General features: G+C 64.2%; 25 protein-coding genes. 13 read left to right on the top strand and 12 right to left on the bottom strand.

Features of this window, described 5'->3' with window-relative positions:
- Positions 1–43: 43 nt before the first annotated feature.
- From ACN0X7_RS11160 to ACN0X7_RS11150, 3 genes are read left to right on the top strand one after another with little or no spacing between them, the layout of a single operon-like run.
- Positions 44–745 (top strand): SDR family NAD(P)-dependent oxidoreductase, encoded by a 702-nt coding sequence (locus tag ACN0X7_RS11160; RefSeq protein ID WP_417517158.1) that lies wholly within the window; start codon positions 44–46, stop codon positions 743–745.
- Positions 742–2,757, top strand: coding sequence for a hydantoinase/oxoprolinase family protein (locus ACN0X7_RS11155; protein ID WP_417517156.1), 2,016 nt, complete (start codon positions 742–744; stop codon positions 2,755–2,757). Before ACN0X7_RS11160 ends, ACN0X7_RS11155 begins: the two co-directional genes overlap by 4 nt.
- Positions 2,754–4,178 (top strand): FAD-binding oxidoreductase, encoded by a 1,425-nt coding sequence (locus tag ACN0X7_RS11150; RefSeq protein ID WP_417517154.1) that lies wholly within the window; start codon positions 2,754–2,756, stop codon positions 4,176–4,178. Before ACN0X7_RS11155 ends, ACN0X7_RS11150 begins: the two co-directional genes overlap by 4 nt.
- Here ACN0X7_RS11150 and ACN0X7_RS11145 read toward each other — a convergent pair.
- The 7 genes from ACN0X7_RS11145 to ACN0X7_RS11115 form a co-directional block, all read right to left on the bottom strand.
- The gene (locus ACN0X7_RS11145) at positions 4,168–6,387 is read right to left on the bottom strand and encodes a PAS domain-containing sensor histidine kinase (RefSeq protein WP_417517152.1); all 2,220 of its coding nucleotides are present in this window, start codon (positions 6,385–6,387) and stop codon (positions 4,168–4,170) included. The two genes, ACN0X7_RS11150 and ACN0X7_RS11145, sit on opposite strands and share 11 nt — an antisense overlap.
- A gap of 101 nt (positions 6,388–6,488) precedes the next feature.
- Positions 6,489–7,316 (bottom strand): phytanoyl-CoA dioxygenase family protein, encoded by an 828-nt coding sequence (locus tag ACN0X7_RS11140; RefSeq protein WP_417517150.1) that lies wholly within the window; start codon positions 7,314–7,316, stop codon positions 6,489–6,491.
- A 15-nt stretch (positions 7,317–7,331) separates the two neighbouring features.
- Positions 7,332–7,871 carry a demethoxyubiquinone hydroxylase family protein gene (locus tag ACN0X7_RS11135; protein ID WP_417517148.1) on the bottom strand — a complete coding sequence of 180 codons (540 nt, stop codon included), beginning with the start codon at positions 7,869–7,871 and terminating at the stop codon, positions 7,332–7,334.
- A complete protein-coding gene (locus ACN0X7_RS11130) occupies positions 7,868–8,341 on the bottom strand; it encodes a disulfide bond formation protein B (protein ID WP_417517146.1) in 474 nt (157 codons plus the stop codon). Before ACN0X7_RS11130 ends, ACN0X7_RS11135 begins: the two co-directional genes overlap by 4 nt.
- A gap of 47 nt (positions 8,342–8,388) precedes the next feature.
- Positions 8,389–8,970, bottom strand: a complete 582-nt coding sequence (locus ACN0X7_RS11125; protein WP_417517144.1) for a YqaA family protein — start codon at positions 8,968–8,970, stop codon at positions 8,389–8,391.
- A gap of 129 nt (positions 8,971–9,099) precedes the next feature.
- A complete protein-coding gene (locus tag ACN0X7_RS11120; RefSeq protein WP_417517142.1) occupies positions 9,100–10,755 on the bottom strand; it encodes an acetolactate synthase large subunit in 1,656 nt (551 codons plus the stop codon).
- A gap of 72 nt (positions 10,756–10,827) precedes the next feature.
- Positions 10,828–11,016 carry a DUF4169 family protein gene (locus ACN0X7_RS11115; protein ID WP_417517140.1) on the bottom strand — a complete coding sequence of 63 codons (189 nt, stop codon included), beginning with the start codon at positions 11,014–11,016 and terminating at the stop codon, positions 10,828–10,830.
- Between the two features lie 257 nt (positions 11,017–11,273).
- Here ACN0X7_RS11115 and ACN0X7_RS11110 point away from each other — a divergent pair, with 257 nt between their 5' ends.
- The gene (locus ACN0X7_RS11110; RefSeq protein ID WP_417517138.1) at positions 11,274–14,423 is read left to right on the top strand and encodes an AsmA family protein; all 3,150 of its coding nucleotides are present in this window, start codon (positions 11,274–11,276) and stop codon (positions 14,421–14,423) included.
- A gap of 50 nt (positions 14,424–14,473) precedes the next feature.
- Here ACN0X7_RS11110 and ACN0X7_RS11105 read toward each other — a convergent pair whose 3' ends face one another.
- A complete protein-coding gene (locus ACN0X7_RS11105; protein ID WP_417517136.1) occupies positions 14,474–14,731 on the bottom strand; it encodes a ribbon-helix-helix domain-containing protein in 258 nt (85 codons plus the stop codon).
- Between the two features lie 39 nt (positions 14,732–14,770).
- Positions 14,771–15,760, bottom strand: coding sequence for a tetratricopeptide repeat protein (locus ACN0X7_RS11100; protein ID WP_417517134.1), 990 nt, complete (start codon positions 15,758–15,760; stop codon positions 14,771–14,773).
- A gap of 259 nt (positions 15,761–16,019) precedes the next feature.
- On the opposite strand from ACN0X7_RS11100, the gene ACN0X7_RS11095 reads away from it, so the two are divergent.
- From ACN0X7_RS11095 to ACN0X7_RS11065, 7 genes are read left to right on the top strand one after another with little or no spacing between them, the layout of a single operon-like run.
- On the top strand, positions 16,020–16,538 hold the full coding sequence (locus tag ACN0X7_RS11095) for a PaaI family thioesterase (RefSeq protein WP_417517132.1): 519 nt from the start codon (positions 16,020–16,022) through the stop codon (positions 16,536–16,538).
- Positions 16,535–16,987: an HPr kinase/phosphorylase gene (locus tag ACN0X7_RS11090; protein ID WP_417517130.1), complete on the top strand. Its 453-nt coding sequence runs from the start codon at positions 16,535–16,537 to the stop codon at positions 16,985–16,987. Before ACN0X7_RS11095 ends, ACN0X7_RS11090 begins: the two co-directional genes overlap by 4 nt.
- Positions 16,984–17,877 (top strand): RNase adapter RapZ, encoded by an 894-nt coding sequence (gene rapZ, locus ACN0X7_RS11085; protein WP_417517128.1) that lies wholly within the window; start codon positions 16,984–16,986, stop codon positions 17,875–17,877. The genes ACN0X7_RS11090 and rapZ overlap by 4 nt, the downstream gene beginning before the upstream one ends.
- A gap of 49 nt (positions 17,878–17,926) precedes the next feature.
- Positions 17,927–18,334 (top strand): PTS sugar transporter subunit IIA, encoded by a 408-nt coding sequence (locus tag ACN0X7_RS11080; RefSeq protein ID WP_417517126.1) that lies wholly within the window; start codon positions 17,927–17,929, stop codon positions 18,332–18,334.
- A gap of 35 nt (positions 18,335–18,369) precedes the next feature.
- A complete protein-coding gene (locus ACN0X7_RS11075) occupies positions 18,370–18,621 on the top strand; it encodes an HPr family phosphocarrier protein (protein ID WP_417517124.1) in 252 nt (83 codons plus the stop codon).
- A gap of 14 nt (positions 18,622–18,635) precedes the next feature.
- Positions 18,636–19,571 (top strand): methylmalonyl Co-A mutase-associated GTPase MeaB, encoded by a 936-nt coding sequence (gene meaB, locus ACN0X7_RS11070; protein ID WP_417517122.1) that lies wholly within the window; start codon positions 18,636–18,638, stop codon positions 19,569–19,571.
- Positions 19,568–20,734, top strand: coding sequence for a pyridoxal phosphate-dependent aminotransferase (locus tag ACN0X7_RS11065; RefSeq protein WP_417517120.1), 1,167 nt, complete (start codon positions 19,568–19,570; stop codon positions 20,732–20,734). The genes meaB and ACN0X7_RS11065 overlap by 4 nt, the downstream gene beginning before the upstream one ends.
- A gap of 16 nt (positions 20,735–20,750) precedes the next feature.
- Here ACN0X7_RS11065 and ACN0X7_RS11060 read toward each other — a convergent pair whose 3' ends face one another.
- Both ACN0X7_RS11060 and mutM read right to left on the bottom strand, forming a co-directional pair.
- Positions 20,751–21,527 carry an enoyl-CoA hydratase gene (locus ACN0X7_RS11060; protein ID WP_417517118.1) on the bottom strand — a complete coding sequence of 259 codons (777 nt, stop codon included), beginning with the start codon at positions 21,525–21,527 and terminating at the stop codon, positions 20,751–20,753.
- 103 nt (positions 21,528–21,630) lie between these two features.
- On the bottom strand, positions 21,631–22,461 hold the full coding sequence (gene mutM, locus ACN0X7_RS11055; protein WP_417517116.1) for a bifunctional DNA-formamidopyrimidine glycosylase/DNA-(apurinic or apyrimidinic site) lyase: 831 nt from the start codon (positions 22,459–22,461) through the stop codon (positions 21,631–21,633).
- 35 nt (positions 22,462–22,496) lie between these two features.
- On the opposite strand from mutM, the gene ubiE reads away from it, so the two are divergent.
- Complete coding sequence (gene ubiE / locus ACN0X7_RS11050) at positions 22,497–23,276, top strand: bifunctional demethylmenaquinone methyltransferase/2-methoxy-6-polyprenyl-1,4-benzoquinol methylase UbiE (protein WP_417517114.1); 780 nt, start codon at positions 22,497–22,499, stop codon at positions 23,274–23,276.
- A gap of 12 nt (positions 23,277–23,288) precedes the next feature.
- A complete protein-coding gene (ubiB, locus tag ACN0X7_RS11045; protein WP_417517112.1) occupies positions 23,289–24,839 on the top strand; it encodes a 2-polyprenylphenol 6-hydroxylase in 1,551 nt (516 codons plus the stop codon).
- Positions 24,840–24,995: 156 nt separating this feature from the next.
- On the opposite strand, the gene ACN0X7_RS11040 is transcribed toward ubiB, so the two are convergent.
- Positions 24,996–26,102, bottom strand: a complete 1,107-nt coding sequence (locus ACN0X7_RS11040; protein ID WP_417517110.1) for an alpha/beta hydrolase — start codon at positions 26,100–26,102, stop codon at positions 24,996–24,998.
- Positions 26,103–26,203: the final 101 nt, after the last annotated feature.

Genomic DNA, 26,203 nt, shown 5'->3' with positions numbered 1-26,203 from the left:
TGCAGCACGGATTTCTGGAAGCCTGCCAGCAGGTTGCGGCCTGATGGCGGAGAAGCACTGTCTCGTCATCGGGGTCGGACCCGGTGTCGGCCTGCACACGGTCCGGGCCTTTCGCGACGAAGGTTACACGGTCTCGATGATCGCGCGCCATGCGGGCCGGCTCGAAAGCTGGGCGCGCGAGGAGGCCGGGACGCACGGCTATCCCGCCGATCTGGTGGATATCGAGGGCTACAAATCCGTCCTGCGGCGGATCGTGGATGAGCAGGGCCTGCCCGATGTCATCGTCTACAATGCCGCGATGGCGTCGTTCGGGGCATATGAAGACATAACTGTCGAGAGTTTCGAGACGGCATTCCGGGTGAACGCGACAGGACTTCTGGTGACGGCGCAGACTTTGTGTCCGGCGATGGTCGAGCGTGGCCACGGACGGTTGATGGTCACCGGCAATACGGGATCCTTGCGTGGCAAGCCGAACTTCATCGGCTGGTCGCCGTCCAAGGCTGGTGGCCGAATCGTGGCCGAGGCGCTGGCCCGCAATCTGGGGCCGAAGAACGTGCATGTCGCCTACATAGTGATCGATGCGCTGATCGACATGCCGTTTGCCCGCAAGCGCTGGCCGGACCTGCCGGACGACGTGTTTGCGAAACCGGCGGATCTTGCGTCCGAGATTTACCGGGTTGCCCACCAGCCGCCATCGGCGCGATCCTTCCTTGTCGAAATCAGACCTTCCGGAGAACCATGGTGAGTGGCACGCGTGTCGGCGTAGAAGTCGGTGGAACATTTACGGATCTGGTTGCAATCGGGGCCGACGGTCGGCTGTCGGTGGCCAAGGTGCCGTCCACGCCGTCCAGGCCGGACGAAGGCGCGCTCGCAGCGATCGACGCTGCCGGTCTCGATCTGTCCGAGGTCGATGACCTGGTCCACGGATCGACGGTCGCGACCAACGCCATTCTGGAACGCAAGGGCGCACGGGTGCTGCTGGTCACGACCGAGGGCATGCGCGATATCCTGTTCATTCAGCGGCACAACCGGCGGCAGATCTATGACCTGGCCTACGCCAAGCCCGAACCGGTCGTGGCCCGCCGCGACGTGATCGAGGCTCCCGAGCGTATCGATGCCGAGGGGGCGATCGTGACCCCGCTCGATCTGGACGCCACGCTGGAGCGCATCGGCGCGCGCCTGGCCGGGGATGAGGATTTCGGCGCTGTCGCGATCTGCCTGCTGAACTCATACGTCGAGCCAGGGCACGAACAGGCCATTGCCGAAGCGGTCCGCGCCCGCTTCCAGCATCTGAAAGTCACCTGTTCGTCCGACGTCTGCCGCGAGTTCCGCGAGTACGAACGCGCATCGACCACCGCGCTGGCCGCCTACGTGCAGCCGGTGATCGACGCCTATCTGGGGCGGTTTTCCGAGGCGCTGTCGTCGCGGGGGCACCGCGGCAGGTTCTCGGTCATGCAGTCGAACGGCGGCAGGCTGCCGGCGGAAGGCATGGCGCGCTCGGCGATCACCGCGCTGTTCTCCGGCCCGGCTGCCGGGGTCGTCGGGGCGGCCCGTCAGGCCGCGCGCTCGGGTGTCCGCGACATCATCACCTTCGACATGGGCGGCACATCGACCGACGTCTGCCTGGTGCGTGACGGCCAGCCCGATCTTGCGCCGGCGACGGAAATCGACGGGTTGCCGGTGAAGACACCGGTGATCGATATCGCGACCGTCGGTGCGGGCGGCGGGTCGCTGGTCTGGATCGATGATGGCGGCCTGCTGCGCGTCGGCCCTGAATCGGCGGGTGCCGATCCGGGACCGGCCTGTTACGGTAAGGGCGGGCGGCAGCCGACCATCACGGACTGCCATCTGGTCCGCGGTTCGATCCGGGCGGAGACGTTCCTGGGCGGGGACATGCCGCTGGACCGGGCTGCGGCCGAAGCGGTTCTGACGCCTGTGGCCGGGCAACTCGGACTGCCGTTGCGGGAAGCGGCGGACGCGGCCATACGCATCGCCGAGGCCAACATCGTGCGCGCCATCCAGCGGATATCCACCGAGCGCGGTCACGATCCGCGCAGCTTTGCGCTGGCCCCGTTCGGTGGTGCCGGTCCGATGCTGGCGTGCCGGATCGCCGAGGAACTGGGCATCGATACCGTGCTGGTGGCACCGGCGGCGGGTGTGATGTCGGCCTATGGTCTGCTGGCCTCGGATTTCGTCCACTTCGAAAGCCAGACGCGGCAGATCAGGCTGGAAGACAGCGCCGCAGACCTGATTGCCGAGACCATCCGCGCGGTTTCGGAAGCCGCCGTGCGTCATCTCAGGTCACTGGGCTTGTCGGGCGATGTGGATGTCCGCGTGTCGCTGGACATGCGCTATGTGGGACAGGCCTTCGAGATTCCTGTCGAACTGCCGGGAGACGGTGCGATGACGAGTGTTCCTGAGATCGCGCGCCTGTTTGCCGAAGCGCATCATCGGGTCTTCGAATTCGACAAGGCCGGCGGCGCGGCAACCGAGATCGTCGCCTTCCGCGCCCGGGCCTCGGCCAATCCCGGCGAGCCTCCTGTACTGGAATCGGAAACCGGCGACGAGATGGCGGAAACGGTCGATCTGTTCGAACATGGCGTGGCCCATCGCGCGCTGTGCGGCGGGCGGCCAGCGGCGGGGCGGGAACTGAGAGGACCGGCGCTGGTCGAGGATGGCACATCGACCCTGCTGGTGGCGGATGGCTGGTCCGGCGCGGTGGACGCGGCGGGCAATCTGGTTCTGAGGAAATCATGAGCGACATCGCACAGGAGACCATTGACCGCCTGATCGGCGCGGTCGGCCCGAAGGGCGCGATCACCGCTTTGGAGGACATGCAGCCCTATCTGGTCGAATGGCGGGAGAAATGGCGCGGCAGGTCCCCGCTGGTGCTGCGTCCGGAGACCACGGATCAGGTGTCGGAGATCGTGCGCATCTGTGCGGAAACCGGGACACGGATCGTGCCCCAGGGGGGAAACACCGGCCTGGTCGGCGGTTCGATACCTTTCGAGACCGGCGACGAGATCGTCCTTTCGCTCGGTCGCATGAACCGGATCCGGGCGGTCGATCCGCTGAACGACACCATGACGGTCGAGGCGGGCTGCGTGCTGGCCGACATCCAGCAGGCTGCCGAAGAGGCCGGGCGGCTGTTTCCGATGCGGATTGCGTCGGAAGGCACCTGCCAGATCGGCGGCAATCTCTCCACCAACGCGGGAGGCACCGCCGTGCTGCGCTATGGCAACATGCGCGATCTGGTTCTGGGACTGGAAGTGGTGCTGCCGGACGGGCGGATTTGGAATGGCCTGAGAGGTCTGCGCAAGGACAACACGGGCTATGATCTGAAGCACCTGTTTGTGGGGGCCGAGGGGACGTTGGGAGTCATCACGGCCGCTGTGCTCAAACTCTATCCCATGCCCGCCGAGCGGGAGGTAGCCTTCATCGGGCTGCCGGATCCTGAATCGGCGGTCGAACTGCTGGCCCTGTCGAAGCAGGCTTCCGGCGGTCAGGTCACGGGCTTCGAGATCATGCCGCGCCTCGGCATGGATCTGGTCCTGCAACTGCTGCCCGAGGCGCGCGATCCGTTTGCGGAAAGCCATCCCTGGTACGTGCTGATGGAATTGTCGTCGGGGGGTGGTGGTGGTGCGCTTCGCAATGCGATGGAATCGGCGCTGGAACAGGGCTTCGAGAAGGGGCTCGTCGCCGATGCCACGATTGCAGCCTCGGTGGCCCAGGCGGATGACTTCTGGGCCTTGCGTGAAGGCCTGTCGGAGGCCCAGAAGCTGGGGGGCGGCTCGATCAAGCACGACGTTTCAATCCCGGTGCCCGACATGCCCGCCTTCATCCGCCGCGCCGACCAGGCGCTGCAGGCGGTCATTCCCGGCTTCAGGTCGATGGCGTTCGGTCACATCGGCGACGGCAACGTGCACTACAATCCGCTGCAGCCCGAAGGCGGTGACAAGGACGCCTTTCTGGGCGAATGGCAGGCCGTCGCGGATGTCGTGCACGGCATCGTCGCCGACATGGGCGGCTCGATCAGCGCGGAGCATGGGCTGGGGCGGCTGAAGCGCGACGAGATCAGGCGCTACAAGTCGGACGTCGAAATGGAACTGATGTCGCGGATCAAGCGTGCTCTGGATCCGGCCAACATCATGAACCCGGACAAGGCGATCACGCCGTAGCGGACTGCGCGCCCTTCGCGTCCTTGGCAATCGGGATCAGGCGTTCGGGCGGGAAGGTCAGGATCACCTTCGTGCCGCGCCCCTCCTCGCTCTGAATGTCCAGTTCGCCCTGGTGCAGACTCATCAGGTTGCGGCTGAGTGGCAGGCCCAGGCCCGTACCTTCCGCGGCGATTTCGGAACGGGCGCGACCGAAGGGCTGGAATATCTGTTCCAGCTGGTCCGGCGCAATGCCGACCCCATCGTCATGCACGGACAGTTCCAGCCCGCCCGCTTCCGATCGGCGCGCTTGTATCAGGATGCTGCCTTCCGCATGGGTGAACTTGATGGCGTTGGCGAGCACATTGATCAGGATCTGCCGGAAGGCGCGACTGTCGGCCCGCAGCGCATGATCGCGGATGGCACACTCCACCCGGAGGTCCCGTTCCCCGGCCTGACCGGACAGCAGTTTCGTCACCGTATCAATCTCGTCGGCGATGCGGACTTCCTCTTCCTCAAGGTCGTAGCGACCGGCTTCCAGCCGGGACATGTCCAGCAGGTCATTGACCAGACTGAGCAGGTGATGGCCGCTGCTGTTGATGTCCTCCGCATAGCGCCGGTAGCGTTCGTTCGCCATCGGGCCGAGGATCTCCTCTGCCATGACCGACGAGAAACCCAGGATCGCGTTCAGCGGTGTGCGCAGTTCGTGACTGACGTTGGCAATGAAGGCGGATTTGGAGGCGTTGGCGGTCTCGGCCTTGGCCAGGGCATCAAGCGCCTTGTTCTGGGCTTCCGCCAGTGAGGAGAGATCGCGCCCGATGCCGCGATAACCGATGAAGTTCCCGTCCTCGTCGAAACGGGGGTCTGCGCTGTAGCCGACGGTGCGCCAGCGCCCGCTGTCTTCGCGGTATCTCAGAACCTGATCGCGCAGCGATTCATGCCGGCGCCAGCGCTTCAGCATGTCATGCCACGGACGACCGTCTTCCTCGCTCATGCTACTGGTGCGCCGTTCGATCAGCTTGTCGAAGGGCTTGCCGACAATCTGGCTGCTGGGCACGTGACTGATCTGCTCGTACTGCTCGGATATGAAGGTGACGATCAGGTCGGCGTCGGTTTCGAAATACCAGTCGGAGGCGAGTTCGGTGAACTGGCGAAACCGTTCCTCGCTCTCTTTCAGGGCGGCGGCGGCCCGCTTCATCGACGTGATGTCGAAGTAGATCGCATCCAGATAGTTCCGGCCCCTCTGGTCCTGCACGGTCCAGCCGATCTCGCGCGCCCAGCGCGGCCTGTCGGCGTCCGGAGTCTTGAAACGGAACTCGATCGTGTAGGGATCGCTGCCCGGTCGCTTCGCGCGCATGGCAGCGGCGTAGGCGTCCCTGTCCCGCTCGTCGATCCGGTCGAACCAGTCGTCGGCAGCAGCCTGACCGGGGCTGGTCGGGTTCGGCGCGATGGCAGACTGGCCGCTGCCCCATACCTGCAGGCTGCCGTCCGCGTCCAGCGACCGGCGTGAGAACAGAATGCCGTGAGCGTTGCGCATGAACAGCTTGAGTTGCTGGTCACGTTCACGGAACTCGGTCACGTCGTTCATCAGCAGGAATGTGGACCCGTCGGCCATCCGGCTGGCCGTCGACAGGGCCCAGCGTCCGCTTGGCGTCACGCCCAGGCGCGGATTGCCGGGCATCTGGTAGATATTTTCGAGGCTGGCGTACCACGCGTCGAATTTTTCGGACTGGCGGTCGATATCATAGGTCTCGATGATGGCTTCCAGCTGATCGGCATGGCTGCCGCCGGGTTTCGGAAAGCCGGGACGCGGCGGAAAGTAATGGCGGACGCCGTTGTTGTAGGCGCGCAGTTTTCCTTCGGGGTCGAAGAAGAAAATGCCCATGTCGCCGACCGACGCCGACGCCACCCACTGGGCCACTTCATCGATGACCGTATGCGCGGCCTGGCGTGTGGCCTGCCACAGGTGATGCGTTCCGTCGTCGAGGGAAAGATGCTGGATACGCCAGTCGGGCTGGTTGGGAAACGCGCCGGGTGTCCGGGGGTCCAGGCTGTCCAGCAGCCCGGAAAACAGCGCGGAGGGTTCGATGCCGCAGCCGTGGAGAAGTTCCCGAAAGCTGCCGCTGATGGCTTCCAGAGAAAATGAACCGCCCTGACAACGGGTGATCGCCGTCGCCGCGTTCAGACCGCAGAATGCCTTCTTCCAGATATCGACGGAGTCTGAAGGACTCATGCTCCCGGTTTCGCCTCATGCTACGGATCACGTTGGTACAGTGATACTAGCGCATGATCGTTGACGAAAGGAAAACGGGTTTCATGCCGTTTCCGGAATCGTCAGGCCGGTCTGTGTTCCGGTGGCCAGACACGCGGAAACAGATCGCACTCCAGCGGCGCGCCTGACGGAATGCCGGGTTCCCGGATCAGGGGCTGGAAGCTGCCTTCCGGGCGGTAGGTGGCATCATCGCCGCAGAAGCGTGCCGCCAGCGCCCGCCGCCGGGTCGACACGTTCGAATTGCCCGGCGCGCTGTGCAGGATCAGGCCGTGATGGACGATGCAGTCGCCGGGTTCCGTCTCGTAGACCACGAACTCGTGCCTATCGCGTTCCGCCTCGATGTCCGGGATCGGTTCCATCGTGCTGCCATACCGGTCGTCGCCGGTGAAGCTTTGCGGCTGAAATCGCTTGCCCCAGCGATGCGAACCGACCAGATATTCGACCGCGCCGGACTCCCGGGTCACCGGGTCGAAAGGCGTCCACACCGTGCAGACCTGTTCGCCTTCGATCGGCCAGTAGGGCTGGTCGTGATGCCAGGGGGTCACGGCCTGCGATCCCGGTTCCTTCACCAGAAGCGTGTCGAAGAACAGCGTGACGCGTTCCTTCGCGCCCAATACCTGCTGCGCGATCTTCGCCGCCGGACTGTCGAAGACGAAGGCCCTGAAATCGTCCTGCCAGGTCCAGACGAAGCTGTCTCCGTGGAACTTGCCGTTCAGTCCCTGATTCAGGTTCAGCTTCATCGGGCCGGGATTGGCGATGGCATCATCCACGGCAACGCGCATGCGTTCGATCCAGTCGGCATCGAAGAAGCCGCGCAAACAGATTACGCCGTCCCGCCAGAAGGTTTCTTTCTCGGCCTCGGTGATATCGCGTGTCAGATTCTGTTCCATGGGCACAATTCTGACTCAGAATCGTGTCGAGAGCCATATCGCAAGGCGCGACCCTGCCTTGACACCAGCGGTGAGCAATCCGTAGCCCGGCGCACCCGCGGCATCATGTTCACGTGCCGTATCCCGGTGTTCCAGTTCTTCCGCGCGGAACTGCTCGATCTTGTCACGCAGTTCGGGTTCGTCATCGCCCAGTTCGGCGGCCTGGGCCGCGTAATGCGCGTCGATGACCTCCTCGACGGCCTCGGTGCAGGCCATGGCGGCCTTCTCTCCCATCAGGGCGGTGGCCGCGCCCATCGCATATCCCGCGACGTGCCAGACGGGTGACAGCAGGGTGGGCCGCACCTGCCGCTGGTTCAGCAGATCGTCGAATGTGCGGAGGTGCCGTTCCTCCTGCTCGGCCATGTGGCGGATGACGTCGCCCGAGCGGGACTTTCCCAGCACCGCGAGCTGGCCCGCGTAGATGCGCTTGGCACCATATTCCCCGGCCTGATCCACGCGCAGGATCTGCGCCAGGCGTTCTTCCTTCGACATTTCTCCGGGCAGGGCAGGTTTCACCGGGGCCTCCTGAGGTGACGAACGGCGAGGACCAGCATCAACAGCGTGGCGACAGACGCATAGACCGCGTTCCAGCCGGCGATGGACAGTCCCAGGAACGAGAAGGGCACCTGGTCGCAGCGGGCAGGCTGGCTGCCGAGCACCTGCGCGCGCAAATCGTCCAGACTGCCGGGTGTGTCGGCCCCGGAACAGGTCGCCAGCCCCTGCCAGAGGCCTTCCTCGACACCCGCATGGAATACGCCGAACCCGGCGGTCGTCGCAAAGCAGATGGCCGCCGCCAGCGCGAACCAGCCGCGGCCCCCGCGGATCAGGATGGCAAGGACGCCGACAGCCAGCGCCGCCGCATATGGCCAGCGCTGCCAGACGCACAGGGCGCAGGGCTCAAGTCCGAATACATACTGGGACATGAGCGCCGTACCGAGCGCGACACCCGCGATCAGCAGGATGGTGGCACCCAGATTTCCGGACATCCGATCAATCATGCTGATGACTTAGGATGATGCCCGCGCAGCGGCAATCAGAATAAATAGCGCACCGCCACGAAGCCGCCGATCAGGCAGACCATGAAGATCAGGGTCAGGATGCCGAGGTATTTCTCGATGAAGGTGCGGATCGGCTCCCCGAACCACCAGAGCAGGCCGGCGACCAGGAAGAAACGCAATCCGCGCGCGCCGACACTGGCCGCGACGAACGTCCAGACGTCCAGCGCCGTCGCACCCGAAGCGATGGTGATCACCTTGTAGGGGAAGGGCGTGACGCCGAAGAAGAAGACGATCCACGCGCCGCGTTCGTTGTAGTTGTCGCTGAAATCGGCGAATTTCTCGGCAGCGCCGTAGATTTCCAGAATCGGCTGGCCGAGGGCTTCGAAAAGGAAGAAGCCGATGGCGTATCCGGCCAGCCCGCCCAGGACCGACGTGACCGTGGCGATGGTCGCGTACAGGAACGCCTTCGAGCGGTCGGCCAGGACCATCGGGATCAGGACGACATCCGGGGGAATCGGAAAGAAGCTCGACTCGGCGAAACTGATGCCGCCCAGCGCCCACGGCGCGCGACGGTGCGCGGCCAGTCCCATCGTCCAGTCGTACAGGCGTCGCAGCATCAAGGATTCCCGATCAGAAATGCCAGAGTGCTGGCAACCAAACCTGTCCGGTGTTTAACCGCTTTGTCGCCAACAGAAAAGGCGGGCCGTCGCCAGCCCGCCTTTCCGTGGACCGTTTGTTCGGAAGGATCAGATAACCGCTTCGATCGCGCCGAGGCGCTTGGTCATCTTCACGTTCTCCGAATAGTCTATCGGCAGCGCGATCAGGGCCGGGCCCTTCTGCTTGAAGGCTTCCTCCAGCGCCGGCTTCAGTTCATCGACCGACGTGAGGTTCTTGCCCCAGATGCCGAATGCCGCAGCCATGGCTGCGAAATCGGGATTGGTGAAGTCCAGTTTCGAATGCTTGCCGTCGAAGCCGTTCTGCTGCTTCCACTTGATCAGGCCGTACTCGCCATCGCACCAGACCATCCAGACCACGTTGATGCCCAGACGGGCCGCGGTTTCCATGTCCTGGACGTTCATCATGAAGCCGGCATCGCCGTTGATGGCCAGAACCCTGCTGTCGGGCTTGGCGATCTTGGCACCGATGGAACCCGGCATGGCGAAGCCCATGGTGCAGAAACCGTTGGAGATCATGCAGGTGTTCGGCGTATCGCACTGGTAGTAGCGGCTGATCCACATCTTGTGCGCACCGACGTCCGACAGGAGAATGTCGTCCGGGCCCAGCACCTCGCGCACATCCCACAGCACCTTCTGCGGCTTCATCGGGAAGGAGGTGTCGTCCTTCTCCATCGCGAAGTCGTCCAGAATGGTCTGGCGCAGATTCTGAACGCTGCCGATATCGAACGGCGGCTTGGTGACGCCCCGGGCATCCAGTTCCTCGTTCATCTGCCACAGCGCATCGGCGATATCGCCCTGCACGTCGACGGTGACTTCATAGTCGCTGTCGATTTCCGCCGGCCAGAAATCGACATGGACGAACTTCTTGCCCTTGGTCTTGTTCCAGTGGCTGGGGCTGTATTCGACCAGGTCATAGCCGACCGAGATCACCGTGTCGCAGCTGTCGATGAAGACGTTCGCGTGGTCCTTGCCCTGCAGGCCCATGGTGAACAGGCAGTACTCGGAATCGCGGGGCACCGCGCCCTTGCCCATGAAGGTGTTGATGACGCCGACGCCCAGCTTCCTGGCCAGGATTTCCAGCTGCGCGGCGGCACGTTTCCGGATCGCACCATTGCCTGCCAGGATGACGATCTTCTTGGCGTCCAGGATGACGTCGATGGCTTCCTTGACAGCCTTGTGGTCCGCTCCGGGACGGCGTGTGCGGATCGGGGTCAGCGGGGTCGCATCCACATCGTTCTTGGCCAGATCTTCCGGCAGCTCGATCATCACGGCGCCGGGCTTCTCGGCTTCGGCGACCTTGAAGGCCTTGCGGACGATTTCCGGAATGGCACCGGCGTTGGACACGGTCTGCGCCCATTTGGTGATCGGGCGGAACATGGCGATCGAGTCCATGTTCTGATGGCTTTCCTTGTGCAGGCGGTAGGTGCCGGCCTGGCCGATGATGCCGACGACGGGCGCACGGTCCATGTTGGCATCGGCGATGCCGGTGACCAGGTTGGTGGCACCCGGGCCAAGCGTCGCCAGGCAGACGCCGGCCTTGCCGGTCAGACGACCGTAGACGTCGGCCATGAAGGCAGCGGCCTGTTCATGACGGCACAGCACGAATTCGATCTTGCTGTCGATCAGCGAGATCATCGTATCGGCGTTTTCCTCACCCGGCACACCGAAGATGCGTTCCACACCTTCCTCTTCCAGACACTTTACGAATAGATCGGACGCTTTCATGGCATTCCCTCCTTTGCCCCCCACAGGGCTACCTAAATCTGTTCAGAACAACCGGAAGAACCGGCATCCCCCTCAAAAACCGTCATCGGTCTCAATCTGCTTGCCGTCCAGAAGCGCGCGCTTCCTTCGGGTCTCTGCACTCAATCGTTCGCGTTCGGCCCGGGTACGTCCGTGCCGGATGCGATTCTCGTCAGCCTTCTTCGCGGCTTCAACGCGCCGTTTCCGTTTTCTGACCTGGTTGAGATTGACAACCTTGTTCATACCAACTGCTTAACGCCTGAATGCTGCCGCCGGAAGACAATCAGAAGACATATGGTCTGGCCGGTACGCTGAGCTGCCTTTCATGTATGTTCAAAACCTTAGCGGATCACAAGGACGACGCAAGCGTTGCTGCACCCACGGTGTTGGCGGTCACTGGATTGCGTCGGGCCCGGACGCATGATTAATAGGCCGGACTGGCTGGTCACGGACGGGCAACCGGACCGGCAACTCTCGAAACACGGATGACGGACAGACCATTGCGTATCCTACTGATCGGCGTCTGCACTGTCGCGGTGCTGGTGGTTGCAGGCCTTTTTGCGGCCCCTCTGCTGATCGACGCCAGTGACTATCGCGACAGGATAGAGGCGGCGGCCTCACGCGTGATCGGTCAGCCGGTACAGATCAACGGCGAGATGAGCTTCCGGCTGCTGCCCACGCCCAGGCTGGTTGCCGACGACATGGTCGTTTCGGCGCCGTCCGATGCGGCAGGTCTGCCGCCACTTCTGGTCGCCGATCATCTGGAACTGGGCCTGTCGCTGGGCAGGCTGCTGGGCGGGACGTTGCTGGTCAATCGCGCCACGCTGGAGAAGCCGGTGGTGCGTCTGCAGACCGACCTCGCCGGCCGACGGAACTGGGTGCGGCCGGGCGGTGCGCGGGCGGTCGTGCGGATGCTGACCATCAGCGACGGACGTCTCGGTTTCAGCGATGCCCGCACGGGTCGAAGTGCGGATGTCTACGAGATCGCCGGGTCGATCCGTGCGGACGAGGCGACGGGTGCGCTCAGAAGCGAACTGACCGGGTTGTGGCAGCGGCGACGGGCGGATCTGGATTTCCGCATGTCGGCGGGCAACCGTCCTGCCGTGTCGGTCGATATCAATGTCGAGCAACTGGGCAATCTGGCGTTTCAGGGGCGTCTTGCCGACGGTGCGGATCTGCCGGCGACCGGCGAGATGAAGCTCGCGGTCGACGATCTGGCCGCGCTTGGGGAACATTCCCTGCTGGCTGCGCGTCTGCCCCGGCCCCTGTCAGCCACGCTGCAGGGGCAGGCCACGGTCAATGCAGACGCGATCGCGCTGGAGGCCGTTGACGGTACGATCGAAACCACCGCCTTTGGCGGAAGGCTGACCGTGGTGGCGGGCACCATCTTCGATATCGATGCTGCCATCGCGTTCGATCAGGTGGACGGAATGGCGCTGAAGCCCTGGCTGGCCGGCCTGTTCACCGAGCTTGCCGGCCGTCAGCCGGACGCAGACGCCGGATGGCCCGTCAGGACGCGCCTCCGTCTCGATGCCGGCCTCGTGTCCTTCCCGGACGGATTCATCCGCCAGTTCTCTCTGGACAGCGTCTACGACAGGGGGCTGCTGACAGTCGATCATCTGACTGCGCAGGCGTCCGGCGGATCAGCCTTTTCCTTTGTCGGCGAGATGCGTCTTTCAGGCGGCGCTTTCCGGATCGGGGGGCAGGCCGACCTCTCGTCGGACAATCTGGCCGCGCTTCTGCTGTCGGGGGGCGTTCCGGTCGAGTCCGGCGGGCAGGGACGTTTGCGCAATCTTGCGGCGACAAGCCGTATCAGCGTCAGCAGCGACGTTGCCCAGATTTCGGCGCTCGATCTGACCGTCGATCAATCCCGCATCCGGGGCGGGCTCGCGATCGCGCTCGTGAAGCGACCGTCGTTCAGCACCAACCTGACCCTGGACCAGATCAACGCCAATGCCTATGTGCGGCTCCTGGTGCCGGGGGGCGATGTCCGGTCGCTTCTGTCGGGGCCGGACGGCGCGCCGGACCTGTCGTTCCTGAACGGTTTCGACACCAATTCGACCATCCGCATCGAACGGCTGATTGCCGGATCCTCGGTCGCGCGCGACGTCTTCATGGACTTCGGGCTGATCGGCGGTGCGCTCGATCTGAAGACATTGAACGTGCGCGATCTCGACGGTGCGGCGCTGACCCTGTCCGGACAGCTGGACACGCCGGAAAACCCGCAGATGCTCTTTCGGGCGACAGTTCAGGCCGATCAGCCCGAAGGCCTGTTTGGCGGCAGCGCAAACGAGGTCTTCCGGATGCTCGGCAGGACCAGCGATCTGGCAATCAATCTGGGCATCGAAGGCAGCTTGTCGCGAACGGCGCTGGATGCCGATATCCGATCGGCCGAGATCTCCGGCCAGGTGTCCGGTCTGCTGTCCGCCCTTCTGGGCGATCCCCGTTTCGATCTGGACGTCAGCCTGTCCTCCCGGGAAGCGTCCCTCCTGCGGGATGTGGCCGTTCCGGGATTCCATCCGCCGTTCGCGCTTTCCGGACCTGCGGTGACCGCCGCGACGCTGAAGGGCAGTGCCGGGTCATTTACGCTGGACGGTCGGATCGATGTCATGCAGGCCCGCCTTGAAGCGAACGGATCAATCAGTGATCTGGACAAGGGGCGGCCAGACTATGATTTCGATCTGCTTTTTCGTCATGGCGATGTCTCGGAACTCGTCCGTTCTTTCTGGCCGGACCGGCAGTTCCCACCTGATCTGCCGACCCCGGTCCAGATGACCGCGCGGCTGAACGGAAATGCCGAGCGATCAATGCTGACCGACCTGATTGTCGAGAATGGCGATGACCGGATGTCAGGCGAACTGACCGTGGACTGGCGGCAGCGCCGACCTGCGGTGACGGCCCGGCTGTCCGGTCTGGTGCTGGATGCCGACCGCTTTGTCCCGGCGGGGACTTCGGGTGCTGCGCGGGTGGCGCAGACGGGTGACCGGTCCGAACGATGGTCCCGGCAGCCGCTTGAGAATCCGGGTCCGGAAGGCTTTTCCCTGTCAGCCGACGTGGCATTCGAGAGCCTGACGGTGGAGGGGCTCACCCTGACCGAAGGGCGGTTCGATCTGAGCACGGGTGCCGCTGGCGGTGCCGTCAAGAAGCTTCAGGCGAACCTCGGCGGAGGCGATGTTTCGGGCGAGATCCTTCTGGAAACCACCGGTTTTCCGGCGCTGCAGACGTCCCTGAAGCTGCGGGGCGGCGACCTGAAAAGCTGGCTGGGGCCGCTGCTGGGTGTTGAGTCCGGGATCACAGGCACGCTTGACCTTGATATCGATGCGACGGGCCAGGGCGTGACGGCATTCGATCTGGTGCGCAACCTTCAGGGTCAGATCAGGATCGGCGACGGAGAACTGGCCTGGGACAGCTCGGCCGGGTTGGCAAAGCCCCCGATTTCCGAGGTGTCGGGACAGATTCCGCTCCGGCGCGGGGTGATCAGGCTGTCGCCTCCCCTGCAGGCGGAGGCGAGCGATGACAGCGCGGTCCGGATTCTCGGTGAGATCGATCTGCCGGGATGGCAGGCGGAAATGGAAGTGCGCTTCGCCGGGGACGAGATGATCCGGTTACGCGGATCGCTGCATGACCTGCAGGCCGACGTGGTGCGTTGAGGGCGGCGTTTGCCGGCCGCTTAGTCCGTTATTCACCCCGGTCATATTCCTCACGTCGTCGTCTGATCACGGTACGAACTCAGCACGTAGACCCTGATCGCACTCGACAGGTTCTGGCTGGATCGCTCGGCGTCAATCTGTTCCACCAGTTCGCTCAGCTTGATCTGCCGATCCGAAGCCAGTTCCCGCAGCGCCTCCCAGAAGGCATCTTCGAGCGAAATGCTGGTGGGATGCCCCGCGATGCGCACGGACCGCTTCTGAATGGCGGATGTGCCCACACCCTTTTTCCCGTCTCTGGTATCAGTCATTGTCATATTTCTTGTCAGTCTTTGTTGCTCGAAGGTTTGTCAGGACGTGACGCGGAGAAATCGTGCGCGTGCACGCGGTGAAATTGCTGTCAGGAAGGTCTCGCGCAGCCTCTGCGCGCGTTTCACGGCGCCGGGATCGGCGCTGTCGAGCAGGCGCATCATCGCCTGCCGGTCCTCGTCCCGACCGGCACTGGCACCCAGGCCGTACCAGAAGATCGCCTGTGCCGGATTGCGCCTGACGCCCTGACCCGATGCGAACATGTCGCCCAGATCTGTCACGGCCCGGTAGTTGCCGCGCGCCGCCGCCTGGCGCAGCAGGCGAACCGCCTGCGGTTTGTCGGTCTCGACGCCTCGGCCCGCGCGATAGGCGCTGGCCAGCATGTACAGCGACGAGACCTCGCCTTTCCGGGCACCCTTGCGGTACCAGGTCACGGCCTTCTCCCAGTCGCGTTCGACGACGATGCCGCGTGTGTGCATCAGGCCGATGTAATAGAAGGCGCGTCGTTCGTTGTTCTCGGCGGCAATACGGAACCAGTTCAGCGCGGCCTCTGGATCGCCTGGCCCGCCTTCGCCGTTCAGCATCATGACGCCGACGTTCTTGGCAGCGTTCGCATGGCCCTGCTCGGCGGCTTCCAGATACCACTGACGCGCAATCGGCAGGTCGCGGGGCGTTCCCTGACCGCGATAGTACATGCGCGCCAGATTGTTCTTCGCTGCGGCGCGCCCGCCCGCGGCAGCGAGTCCGAAAAGCTTCAATGCCAGTTCGTGATCGCGCTCGACGCCCTTGCCGTTCTGATAGGCCAGGCCGAGATTGTTCTGCGCGACGGCATCGCCTTTTGCGGCGAGTTCCTGCCAGATGATGACGGCCTCGGCGTAGCGGCCCTTGGTGAAATGGCCGTAGGCCTGCTTGTGCGCATCAATCGAGGGATCCGCGGATGCCGCATTGCCCTGGACTGCACGCGCGGCGTCCGCCGGCAGCATGGCTGCAAGCAGGAGCACGGCGCAGGTCACGGCTGTTGCAATTTGCATTTTCACACGGCTCTCCGGATCAGGTGGAACGCAGGCCTGCAATCCTCACACCAGTATGATTTCCTGCAATTTCTCGTCGTTCCGTGTCGGTCGCGTGCCTCTTGCGCGCCAGCGGATGCCTGTCTTGCAGGGCCGGTCAGTGCGATGGATTGATGTCGTCGAGCCACCAGCCGCGACCACGGAAAGCTGCTCATCGACATCATGAATCCGAATATGTATTCGCAATCTGGAAGTGGTTGGATACCAACAGGCGAGTCACATGACGGGGCTGCGATCGACGGGCGCTCTGTTTGTTTCCCTGTCGGGCGCTGTTACAACGGGTCCGTCGGAACGATTGCACGCGGGGGATAGGATGACGGAACTTACGCTTGAACAGGCGCGCGCCGGAGCCGCCGAGTGGTTCGCGCCCTGGGTTCAGGATCTTGGGCTGATCGTCGAGTCCGTCGATCGCGGCGCGGTGCGTGTCCGCGTGCCCCGGAGCGAACGGCTTAACCGCATCGGGGGCACTCTTTCCGGACAGGCCATGATGGCAGTCGCCGATACAGCCATGGTCTTTGCCGTCCGGTCCTGTCTTTCGCACGGGCAGAACATCGCGACAGTGCAACAGTCGACCAGCTTTTTTCGTGCGGTGGCGGATGCAGACCTTATCTGTGAGGTGAAGGTCACCAAGGAAGGACGCAGCATGATGTTCGGCGACTGCGTGATGTATGCCGACGGCCAGCAGGAAAAGCCCGCCGCGCAGGCGACGCTGGTTTATGCGGTCATTGCGAAACGGTGAGCGCGCCGCCGGTCCACGCGACCTGTATCGCGCGCGATGGCAGGGGACTTCTGATCACCGGTCCGTCGGGCAGCGGCAAGTCCGATCTGGCGCTCCGGATGCTGGGGCGCGGCTGGCTGCTGGTCGCCGATGACCGGACCGAACTCGATCGGCAGGACGGGAAGGTGCTGGCATCGGCGCCGGAAAGACTCGCCGGCATGATCGAGGTGCGGGGGCTGGGGCTTCTCAGGCTCCCGGCCGACCAGATTGTGGACCAGGCGGTTGTGACGGGTCAGATACGGCTTCTTGAACCCGGCGGGAAGATCGAACGCATGCCCGCCCCGGTCTCAGCAAGGGTGGAACAGGTCGCCCTGCCGGAACTCAGGCTTGATCCGTTCCAGGCGTCCGCGCCGGAGAAGGTGGAAATGTTCTTTCGTACCCTTGGCGAACCCGGCATGTTGCTGACATGAGCGACGATCAGATGGCCCAGCACCCCCGGCGCGTTCTGCTGGTAACCGGCATGTCCGGTGCGGGCAAGTCGACCGGCCTGAAGATGCTGGAAGACCTCGGCTGGGAAGTGGTCGACAACCTGCCTCAGTCGATGCTGGAGGGTCTGCTGAATCTGGGGGATGCAAACCCCGATATCGAACAGTTGCCGCTGGCGGTCGGTATCGACACACGCACACGCGGCTTCAACCCCGATACGCTTGCCGACCATGTGGATCAGTTGCGGGTCCGCCTGGGCACCTCCAGCGGCCTCTGCTTCTTCGATGCCGACGCGGATGTCCTGCAGCGGCGCTTCACCGAGACCCGGCGGCGGCATCCGCTGGCCGCGGATCGCACCGTGATGGACGGTATCCGCCATGAACGGCAGCTGCTCGCCGATCTGCGCGACCAGGCCGACCAAATCATCGATACCTCTGATCTCTCCCTGCCCGAACTCCGGGACCAGTTGCGCACGCGCTTCAGCCCGGTGCGCTCGGCGGGTCTGCAGGTTCATGTCACGTCCTTCTCGTTCAAGCGCGGCCTGCCCCGGGATGCCGACCTGGTGTTCGATGTCAGGTTTCTGAAGAACCCCTACTACGATCCCGAACTGCGCCATCAGACCGGACTGGACGAACCCGTCCGCGCCCATATCAGGACGGATCCGGGCTGGGCGGCATTCCGCGAAAGGATCGAGGACCTGCTCGCTTTCCTGACGCCGCGATACGGTCACGAGGGCAAGTCCTACCTGACCATCGCCTTCGGCTGTACGGGCGGTCGGCACCGGTCCGTCTACAGTGCGGAACTGTTCGGCACCTGCTTGCGCAATGCCGGCCATCATGTGACGGTTCGTCACCGCGACCTGCAACGGCAGTAGGTGTTCGGATGCGTCGCCTCGGAAAAACACGGAACAGGAATATGCGCCGATGATCGGGATGGTGTTGGTCACACACGGCAGGCTGGCTGATGAATTCATCGCCGCCACCGAACATGTTGTCGGGCCGCAGCAGAATGTGCGCGCCATATCCATCGGTCCGGACGACGACATGGAGCAGCGGCGCAACGACATCATGGACGCCGTTGCGGACGTGGACGGCGGCGACGGTGTGATTGTCGTGACCGACATGTTCGGCGGCACACCCTCCAACCTCGCGATCTCGATCATGGATCAGGGCAAGGTCGAGGTGATCGCCGGCATGAACCTGCCGATGCTGATCAAGCTGGCGACGGTGCGGGAAACCGGCACCCTGAAGGAAACCGCCGAGACGGCGCAGGAATACGGTCGCAAGTACATCAATATCGCCTCGTCCGTCCTGGCGGGCAGCGAGGAATGAGCGGTGCTGCGCAAGAGGTCATCAGAGAACGGCTGATGATCTGCAACGAAAAGGGCCTGCACGCCCGGGCCGCCGCGAAGTTCGTGCAGTGCACCTCGGAGTGGAACGCGAAGATCACCGTCGAGAGAGGCGGCATGTCCGTCGGCGGGGATTCGATCATGGGGCTGATGCTGCTGGCGGCCGCGAATGGCTGCGCGATCGACGTTACGGCGACAGGCCCCGATGCGGCGCAGGCCGTCGCCGCCCTGAAGACGCTGGTTGATGACCGCTTCGAGGAAGAGCGCTGAAAGGCGGTTTGCCGTTGGCTTCGTCCGCACCCGACTGGATAGATGCGTGGCTGGCGGGCGACCGCCGGGCGCTGTCGCGCGTCATCACGATCATCGAGAATGACGGACCTGAATCGGCGCGGATCGTGCGCGCGATGCAGGGCCGGCTGGGGCGCGCGATCTCGGTGGGCTTTACGGGTCCGCCGGGCGCGGGCAAATCGACACTGGTGAATGTCTTCGTCGGCGAACAGCGCAAGCGCGGTCTCAGGGTGGGTGTGCTGGCGGTCGATCCCTCCAGCCCGGTCAGCGGCGGTGCGATACTGGGCGACCGGATCCGGATGACCCGACATGCCGACGATGACGGTGTCTTCGTGCGCTCGCTCGCCAGCCGGGGCCATCTGGGCGGTCTGTCGCGCAGTGCCGTGCGTGTCATGGACTGCATGGATGCCGGCGGCTGGGACATGATCGTTCTGGAAACCGTCGGTGCGGGACAGTCGGAAGTCGAGATCGCCGACATCGCCGACGTGAAGGTGGTCGTCGCCGCGCCGGGGCTGGGCGACGATGTGCAGGCCATCAAGGCCGGTATTCTGGAGATCGCTGATATCCTGCTGGTGAACAAGGGCGATCACCCGCTCGCCAGCCAGACCGTGCGGCATCTGAAGACCATGGCCAATATGCGGCCCGTCGAGACACGCCCGCCGGTACTGAAAGCCACCGCCATCACGGGTGAGGGCGTGCAGGCACTGGCGGATGCGGTCACCGAACTTGGCCAGTCCCGGCGTGTTGCCGCACCCCTTGCGCGGGCGCGGCGCCTGGTCCGTCGCGCGGCGCTGGATCTCGCGTCTGCCCGGCTCGCCCGGGCCGATCAGGCGGACATGGATCGGCTGGCAAAATCATTGACGACCGGGGAGAAGTCGGTCGAAAAGGCGGCGGAAGAGCTGCTTCGCCTCGTCCTGAAGGAAAAATCATGAGCCGTATGCCCGCACAGGTGCGTGACCTGATCCGCGATCTGCCGGATTCGAAGATTCGCGAAGTCTCGATGAACTCGATCGGGAAAGAGGGAATGATCGCGCTCTGGTTTGGTGAATCTGACGAGGAGACACCGTCGTTCGTGCGCGAAGCCGCGAAGGCGGCGATCGATGCGGGTGAAACCTTCTACGCGCCGAATTCCGGCATCGAACCGCTGCGTGTGGAAATCAAGGCCTACATGGAACGCGTCTACCGGCGTGACTTCGACCTGAACCGCTTCACGGTGACGGCCTCGGGCATGAACGCGATCATGCTGTCGTTCCAGGCGCTGGTCGATCCGGGCGACAATGTGCTGGTGGTCAGCCCGGTCTGGCCCAACTGCTCCGAGACGATCCGCATCATGGGCGGCGAGATCCGACCTGTCGGGCTGGACGAGACGGACGGTGCCTGGTCGCTGGACCTTCAGAAGCTGTTCGATGCGGCCGATGGTAGGACCAGGGCGATCTTCGTGAACTCGCCCGGCAATCCGACGGGCTGGATGATGTCCGAGGATCAGCGCGACGCGATCATGGCGTGGGCGCGCGAGAAGGGCATCTGGATCATCGCCGACGACGTCTATGCCCGGCTGGTCTACGACCGCCACCATGCACCGGCCTTCATCGAGATCGCAGAACCCGAGGATCGCCTGATCTCGATCAACAGTTTCTCGAAGAGCTGGTCGATGACCGGCTGGCGGCTGGGCTGGATCACCGCACCGCCCGCGCTGGAGACGCAACTGGGCAAGCTGAACGAATACAATATCGCCGGGCCGACGACCTTCGTGCAGCACGGCGGTGTCGCAGCACTTCGGGACGGTGATCCCTACATCGACGGGCTGGTCGAGCGGCTGCGCCGGCGGCGCGATCTGGTCACGCAATCCCTCAGCCGGTTTTCACGCGTGCGCTACACACAGCCGGACGCCGCGTTCTATGCGTTCTTCGCCGTCGAGGGGATGGATGACAGTCTGAAATTCGCGCTGAAGCTGCGGGACGAAGCGGGCGTCGGCATCGCGCCCGGCATCGCGTTCGGCCCGCAGGGCGAAGGCTATCTCAGGCTGTGTTTCGCCAGTTCGGAGCAGGCGCTCTCCGAAGCGATGGAGCGCCTGCGTCCGTATCTGGACAAATAGTCGTCTGGACCGACGATCAGCGGTTCTTGAAGGCCGGTTTGCGCTTCTCGGCGAAGGCCGACATGCCTTCGGTCTGGTCTTCGGTCGAAAACAGCGAATGGAACAGGCGGCGTTCGAACATCACGCCGTCGCGCAGCATGGTCTCGTAGGCCTTGTTCACCGATTCCTTGGCCATCATCACCGAGGGCCGTGACAGTTCGGCGATCTTGGTCGCTGTCTTGACGGCTTCCTCGACCAGATCGTCATCGGCGACGATGCGGCTCACCAGTCCCGCGCGCTCGGCCTCTTCGGCGTCCATCATGCGGGCGGTCAGCACCATCTCCATGGCCTTGGACTTGCCGACGAAGCGGGTCAGGCGCTGGGTGCCGCCCGCGCCGGGAATGACGCCCAGATTGATCTCCGGCTGGCCGAACTTGGCGCTTTCGCCCGCCAGGATGAAGTCACACATCATGGCCAGTTCGCAGCCGCCGCCCAGGGCATAGCCTGAAACCGCGGCAATCACCGGCTTGCGCGTGCGCGAGGTCGTCTCCCAGTTCGCGGTGATGAAGTCTTCCATGTAGGCGTCCATGTAGGACTTGGACTGCATTTCCTTGATGTCGGCGCCCGCCGCGAAGGCTTTCTTGGATCCGGTGATCACCATCGCGCCGATGGCGTCGTCGGCTTCGTATTTGCCCAGCGCTTCGGTCAACTCATCCATCAGCTGCTTGTTCAGCGCATTCAGCGCGTCGGGCCGGTTCAGCGTGATCAGCCCGACCGGGCCGCGCGTGTCTGTCAGAATGCATTCGTAACCCACAGGTGTTCTCCCCAATGTCACATCAGTGTCTGAGCCGATATGTAACTCAAATTCTTGCCGCTGCCAGCCATTTGCTGACGATCTGCAGCCATGCGCCAGTGCGTCAGCGCTGGCAGGTGCTGCAATAGAAGGTCGAGCGGCCGGACTGGACGATGCGTTTCACGATGCCCGTGCAGCCGGTCTTCCGGCATGGCGCGCCTTCGCGCCCATAGGCCCGGAAATCGTGCTGGAAATAGCCGAGTTCGCCGGACGCCTGAACGTAATCCCGCAGCGTCGAACCGCCTGCTGCGATGGCGTCGTTCAGGACATCCTTGATGTGCGGCACCAGCCGTTCGGCGCGCGCGCCCGCGACCGAATAGGCACTGCGCTTCGGCGATATGCCCGCCCTGAACAGCGCCTCGCAGACGTAGATGTTGCCCAGTCCGGCGACGACATGCTGGTCCAGCAGCGCAGCCTTGATGGGGGTTTTCTTGGCGGTCAGACGCCGGGTCAGTTCCGCACCATCGAAATCTTCGCCCAGCGGTTCCGGACCCAGGTTGATGAAGTACCGGTGCGTGTCCAGCGCCCCGGTCTCGATCAGGTCGAAATAGCCGAACCGCCGATGATCCTGAAAGGTGACCGTCGTGCCGTCATCAGCGACGAAGACCACATGTTCGTGCGGTGCGACGCTGTTGGGGCGGGCGTCGTGGATGTTCATCCGGCCCGACATGCCCAGATGACCGATCAGGGTCATGCCGTCGTCCAGGTCGAACAGCAGATATTTGGCGCGGCGGCGCAGATCGTCGATGCGACGCCCTTTCAGGCGTTCCGCCAGCCGCTCGGGCAGGGGAAAGCGCAGATCGGGGCGACGCACCTCCACGTCGGACAGGACGCGCCCCTTCAGGCGCCGCTCCAGCCCGCGACGAACGGTCTCGACTTCTGGCAGTTCCGGCATGGGTCCCAATGTAGCGCAGGGTAGGGGGCTCCGCTATGGTCCGAAGCACCATGAATGACAATCCGACAGATGATCAGGACGAACGTGCCAGCTTCGGCTTCACCGAAGTGCCGGTCGATCAGAAGGCGTCGCTCGTGGGCGAGGTGTTCAGTTCGGTCGCAGGCCGCTACGACCTGATGAACGACCTGATGTCCGCGGGCATTCACCGCCTCTGGAAAGACCGCTTCGTCTCGGCACTCCGGCCGCGCCCAGGTGAACGCGTGCTCGATCTGGCGGGCGGCACCGGAGATATCGCGCATCGCATTCTCAAGCGCACCGGGGGCCGGGCTGCCGTGACGCTGTGCGACATCAACCCGGCGATGGTCGAGGCGGGCCGCGACCGCCTGATCGACAAGGGCGTGATGACGGGGATCGACTGGACGGTGGGCGATGCCGAGACCTTGCCGTTTCCCGACTGCAGCTTCGACGCGGCAACCATTGCCTTCGGTATCCGCAACGTCACCCGGATCCCGAAGGCGCTCGCGGACATCCGACGGGTTCTGAGGCCGGGCGGACGGTTCTTCTGTCTTGAGTTCTCGAACGTGCGCGAGGCACTGAAGCCTGCGTACGACCTCTATTCCTTTCAGGTGCTGCCGCGTGTCGGCAAGGTGGTTGCGGGGGATGAAGACAGCTATCGCTATCTCGCCGAAAGCATCCGGCAGTTTCCGGATCGGGAGACCTTTGCCGGCATGATTTCCGACGCCGGGTTCCGGCGCGTGTCGCACGAGGCGCTGTCTCAGGGCATCGCCGCGATCCACAGGGGCTGGCGCATATGACCGGAGCGCACGATGCTGCGTAGGATCAGCTATCTGACGCGGCTGGTGGGCATCGGCTGGACGCTGGCGCGTCATGACGCCCTGTTCCCGTTGCAGCAGTTCGACGCGCCGCCGCTGTTTCTGCGGCTGGCCGGGCTGCCCGGCAGGCTTCGCCGCAGGAAATATCAGCATCTGCGCCCCGGCGAGCGTCTGGCCTCCGCCTTCGAGGAACTGGGGCCCTCCTTCATCAAGCTGGGGCAGGCCCTGTCCGTGCGCGCCGATCTGCTGGGCGAGGATATTGCCGCCGATCTGGGACGCCTGCGCGACCGGCTGCCGCCCTTCTCCTTTGCGGAAGCGAAGGCCAGCATCGAGCATGAACTGGGGCATCCGCTTTCCGACCTGTTCGAGGACTTCGACGAGAAACCGGTGGCGGCGGCCTCCATCGCCCAGGTTCATTTCGCGACGGTCCGGGATGGCGACGACCTGCGAGAGGTCGCCGTCAAGGTGATCCGACCCGGGATCGCCGAGAAATTCTCCCGCGATCTGGGGCTGTTCTACTGGCTGGCCGAGATGGCCGAGCGCGCCGAGCCGTCGCTGCGCCGTCTCAGGCCCGTGGATGTGATCCGGACGCTTCAGGAAAGTGTCGCCATCGAGATGGATTTCCGGCTGGAGGCCGCTGCCGCCGACGAGATCCGCGAGATCTTTGCCGCCGACGAGGACTTCCGTGCGCCCACGATCGACTGGGAGCGCACCGGAGAAACCATCCTCACGATGGAGCGTGTCCGCGGTATTCCCATGGGCGACCGTGCGGCGCTGGAAGCCTCGGGGCTGGACCGCAGTGAACTGGCGGTCCGGGTGATCCGCATCTTCCTGAAACAGGCGATGCGCGAAGGCCTGTTTCACGCCGACATGCATCACGGCAACCTGTTCGTCGAGGATGACGGCACCATCGTGGCCGTCGATTTCGGCATCATGGGCCGGCTGGACCGCCCGACACGCATCTTCATGGCAGAGATGCTGGGCGCGTTCATCGCCGGCGATTATCGCCGCGCCGCCGAAGTCCATTTCGAGGCCGGTTATGTCCCGCCGCACAAATCCGTCGATCTGTTTGCGCAGGCCTGCCGCTCCATCGGCGCGCCGATTCGGGGCAAGCCCGTCAGCGAAATCTCGGTCGGACGGTTGCTGGCGCAGTTGTTCCAGATCACCAAGACCTTCGACATGGAAACGCGGACCGAACTGCTGCTGCTGCAGAAGACCATGGTTACGGTCGAAGGCGTGGCGCGCGATCTGGATCCGGATATCAATTTCTGGTCCGCCGCGCAGCCGGTGGTGGAGGAATGGGCGATCGACAACATGGGCGTCGAGGCCCGGATCGTGGACACGCTGATGACTGCCGCTGACCTGTTCGAGCGCGTGCCGCGCCTGCTGGGCAGTGCGGAGCTGGCGCTGGACAAGGTCAATGCGGTGGCCGATCTGCGCCGCGAAGCTGCCGAGCAGCGCAACCGCGCCTATCTGATCGCGGGACTGGCAGGTTTCGGCGGCGCGCTGGTGGGTGCCGTTCTGGTCGCCTTTCTGCTGGTCTGAGGCATGCCGGCATCCGGGTGAAAAGGCCGACCGCACAGAGCGTCACTCATGCCGCCGTGCGGGGGGCAGCGACGGTTCAGCGACAGCCGCGGGTATCTGATATTCGAAAGGCCCCGGGAGAGACCGGGGGTGAAAGCCCGGGAGCCGGCGATTCAGTCAGGAGTGGGACTGCTGCAGAAAGGCCTGCAGCTGCTCGATCACGGCGTCCGGTTGTTCCTGCTGCACCCAGTGGCCTGCACCCTCGATCAGGTGCGTGCCGCGCCAGTCCGAGAAGGCTTTCTCCGCCATCCGCTCCAGTGCACCGGGGCGCTGCTGAATGCCCCAGTCCTGCGCGCCGGCAATGAAGGTCGCCGGGATCCCGATGGTTCGTCCGGCATAGATTCGCATGTCGGGTCCCAGGCGGCTGTCGGTCGAGCACCGGTACCAGTTCAGTGCGCACTGGAAACCCGATTGCCGGAAACTGTCCGCGTAGACGGCCATTTCCGGCTCGGTCAGCCAGTGGCAGGCCGCGATCTCGGCGGGCGCGGGCATCTCCGGCGCGACCGTTTCCGCCATGTTTCGGTCCAGGTCCATCACATAATAGGTCGGCATCTTTGCCAGTTCTTCCGCCGTCCAGCCAGCCAGGCGAAAGGGCCGGTTGTCCGGCCAGTCCGCGCTCTTGACGTGATAGTAGGCGCGGAAGAAGTCGTGGAGCCCCTGTGAGGCGTTCAGCATGTCAGCGGCGGCGTCGCGCGTTGAATAGTACCACTGGTAATGCTTGCGGGGCCGCGGAAGGTTCGCGAGATCGTCGTGAATATTTCCGGCGGCCTGCTGGGGACGCATGGCCGGCGGGCCGCCGAACGGCGCGCTCATCAGGGCGACAGAGGCGAACATGTCGGGCCGGATCAGAGCACAGTGTCCGGCGACGGCAGAGCCGAAATCATGTCCGACGACGGCATCCACCCGGTCGATCTGCAGCACGGACAGCAGGCCGACGATATCCGTGGTCAGGTTGAACATGCTGCAGGCGGCGACGTCGCCATCGTAATCGCCGTCCCAGCCGGTGGTGAAGCCGTACCCGCGCTGGTCCGGTGCGATCACGCGATAGCCCGCCTCGGCCAGCGGCAACATCACCTTGCGCCACGAAAAACTCAGTTCCGGAAAGCCGTGCAGCAGAAGCACGACCGGTCGATCCGTCTCGCCCGCCTCAAGCCAGTGCATGTCCAGGCCGTTCAGATTGTCGGTCCGGTTCGATCGAATGCCATCCGGCAGCAGCGGGTACATGGTCGAATGCGTGTCCTTCAGAAACGGGCAGGGTACAAGCCGTGTCTGCCACCTCCCAAGGGTTTAGCGGAGATGCGCGCGGACGGCCAGTATCGACCGGG

This window comes from Minwuia sp. (assembly GCF_048263705.1).
Classification (GTDB): Bacteria; Pseudomonadota; Alphaproteobacteria; order Minwuiales; family Minwuiaceae; genus Minwuia.
Note: the sequence above shows the minus strand (reverse complement) of the source record. Positions and strands in the feature narration are given on the sequence as shown.

Coding starts and splice junctions, on each gene's coding strand:
- ACN0X7_RS11130 (WP_417517146.1), bottom strand. CDS start 8,341: ATGTCCGGAAATCTGGGTGCCACCATCCTGCTGATCGCGGGTGTCGCG.
- ACN0X7_RS11140 (WP_417517150.1), bottom strand. CDS start 7,316: ATGGAACAGAATCTGACACGCGATATCACCGAGGCCGAGAAAGAAACC.
- ACN0X7_RS11075 (WP_417517124.1), top strand. CDS start 18,370: ATGATCTGCAACGAAAAGGGCCTGCACGCCCGGGCCGCCGCGAAGTTC.
- ACN0X7_RS11125 (WP_417517144.1), bottom strand. CDS start 8,970: ATGCTGCGACGCCTGTACGACTGGACGATGGGACTGGCCGCGCACCGT.
- ACN0X7_RS11100 (WP_417517134.1), bottom strand. CDS start 15,760: ATGCAAATTGCAACAGCCGTGACCTGCGCCGTGCTCCTGCTTGCAGCC.
- ACN0X7_RS11120 (WP_417517142.1), bottom strand. CDS start 10,755: ATGAAAGCGTCCGATCTATTCGTAAAGTGTCTGGAAGAGGAAGGTGTG.
- ACN0X7_RS11160 (WP_417517158.1), top strand. CDS start 44: ATGGCGGAGAAGCACTGTCTCGTCATCGGGGTCGGACCCGGTGTCGGC.
- ubiE (WP_417517114.1), top strand. CDS start 22,497: ATGGTCCGAAGCACCATGAATGACAATCCGACAGATGATCAGGACGAA.
- ACN0X7_RS11065 (WP_417517120.1), top strand. CDS start 19,568: ATGAGCCGTATGCCCGCACAGGTGCGTGACCTGATCCGCGATCTGCCG.
- ubiB (WP_417517112.1), top strand. CDS start 23,289: ATGCTGCGTAGGATCAGCTATCTGACGCGGCTGGTGGGCATCGGCTGG.
- ACN0X7_RS11080 (WP_417517126.1), top strand. CDS start 17,927: ATGATCGGGATGGTGTTGGTCACACACGGCAGGCTGGCTGATGAATTC.
- rapZ (WP_417517128.1), top strand. CDS start 16,984: ATGAGCGACGATCAGATGGCCCAGCACCCCCGGCGCGTTCTGCTGGTA.
- mutM (WP_417517116.1), bottom strand. CDS start 22,461: ATGCCGGAACTGCCAGAAGTCGAGACCGTTCGTCGCGGGCTGGAGCGG.
- ACN0X7_RS11095 (WP_417517132.1), top strand. CDS start 16,020: ATGACGGGGCTGCGATCGACGGGCGCTCTGTTTGTTTCCCTGTCGGGC.
- ACN0X7_RS11150 (WP_417517154.1), top strand. CDS start 2,754: ATGAGCGACATCGCACAGGAGACCATTGACCGCCTGATCGGCGCGGTC.
- ACN0X7_RS11105 (WP_417517136.1), bottom strand. CDS start 14,731: ATGACTGATACCAGAGACGGGAAAAAGGGTGTGGGCACATCCGCCATT.
- ACN0X7_RS11145 (WP_417517152.1), bottom strand. CDS start 6,387: ATGAGTCCTTCAGACTCCGTCGATATCTGGAAGAAGGCATTCTGCGGT.
- ACN0X7_RS11115 (WP_417517140.1), bottom strand. CDS start 11,016: ATGAACAAGGTTGTCAATCTCAACCAGGTCAGAAAACGGAAACGGCGC.
- ACN0X7_RS11040 (WP_417517110.1), bottom strand. CDS start 26,102: ATGTACCCGCTGCTGCCGGATGGCATTCGATCGAACCGGACCGACAAT.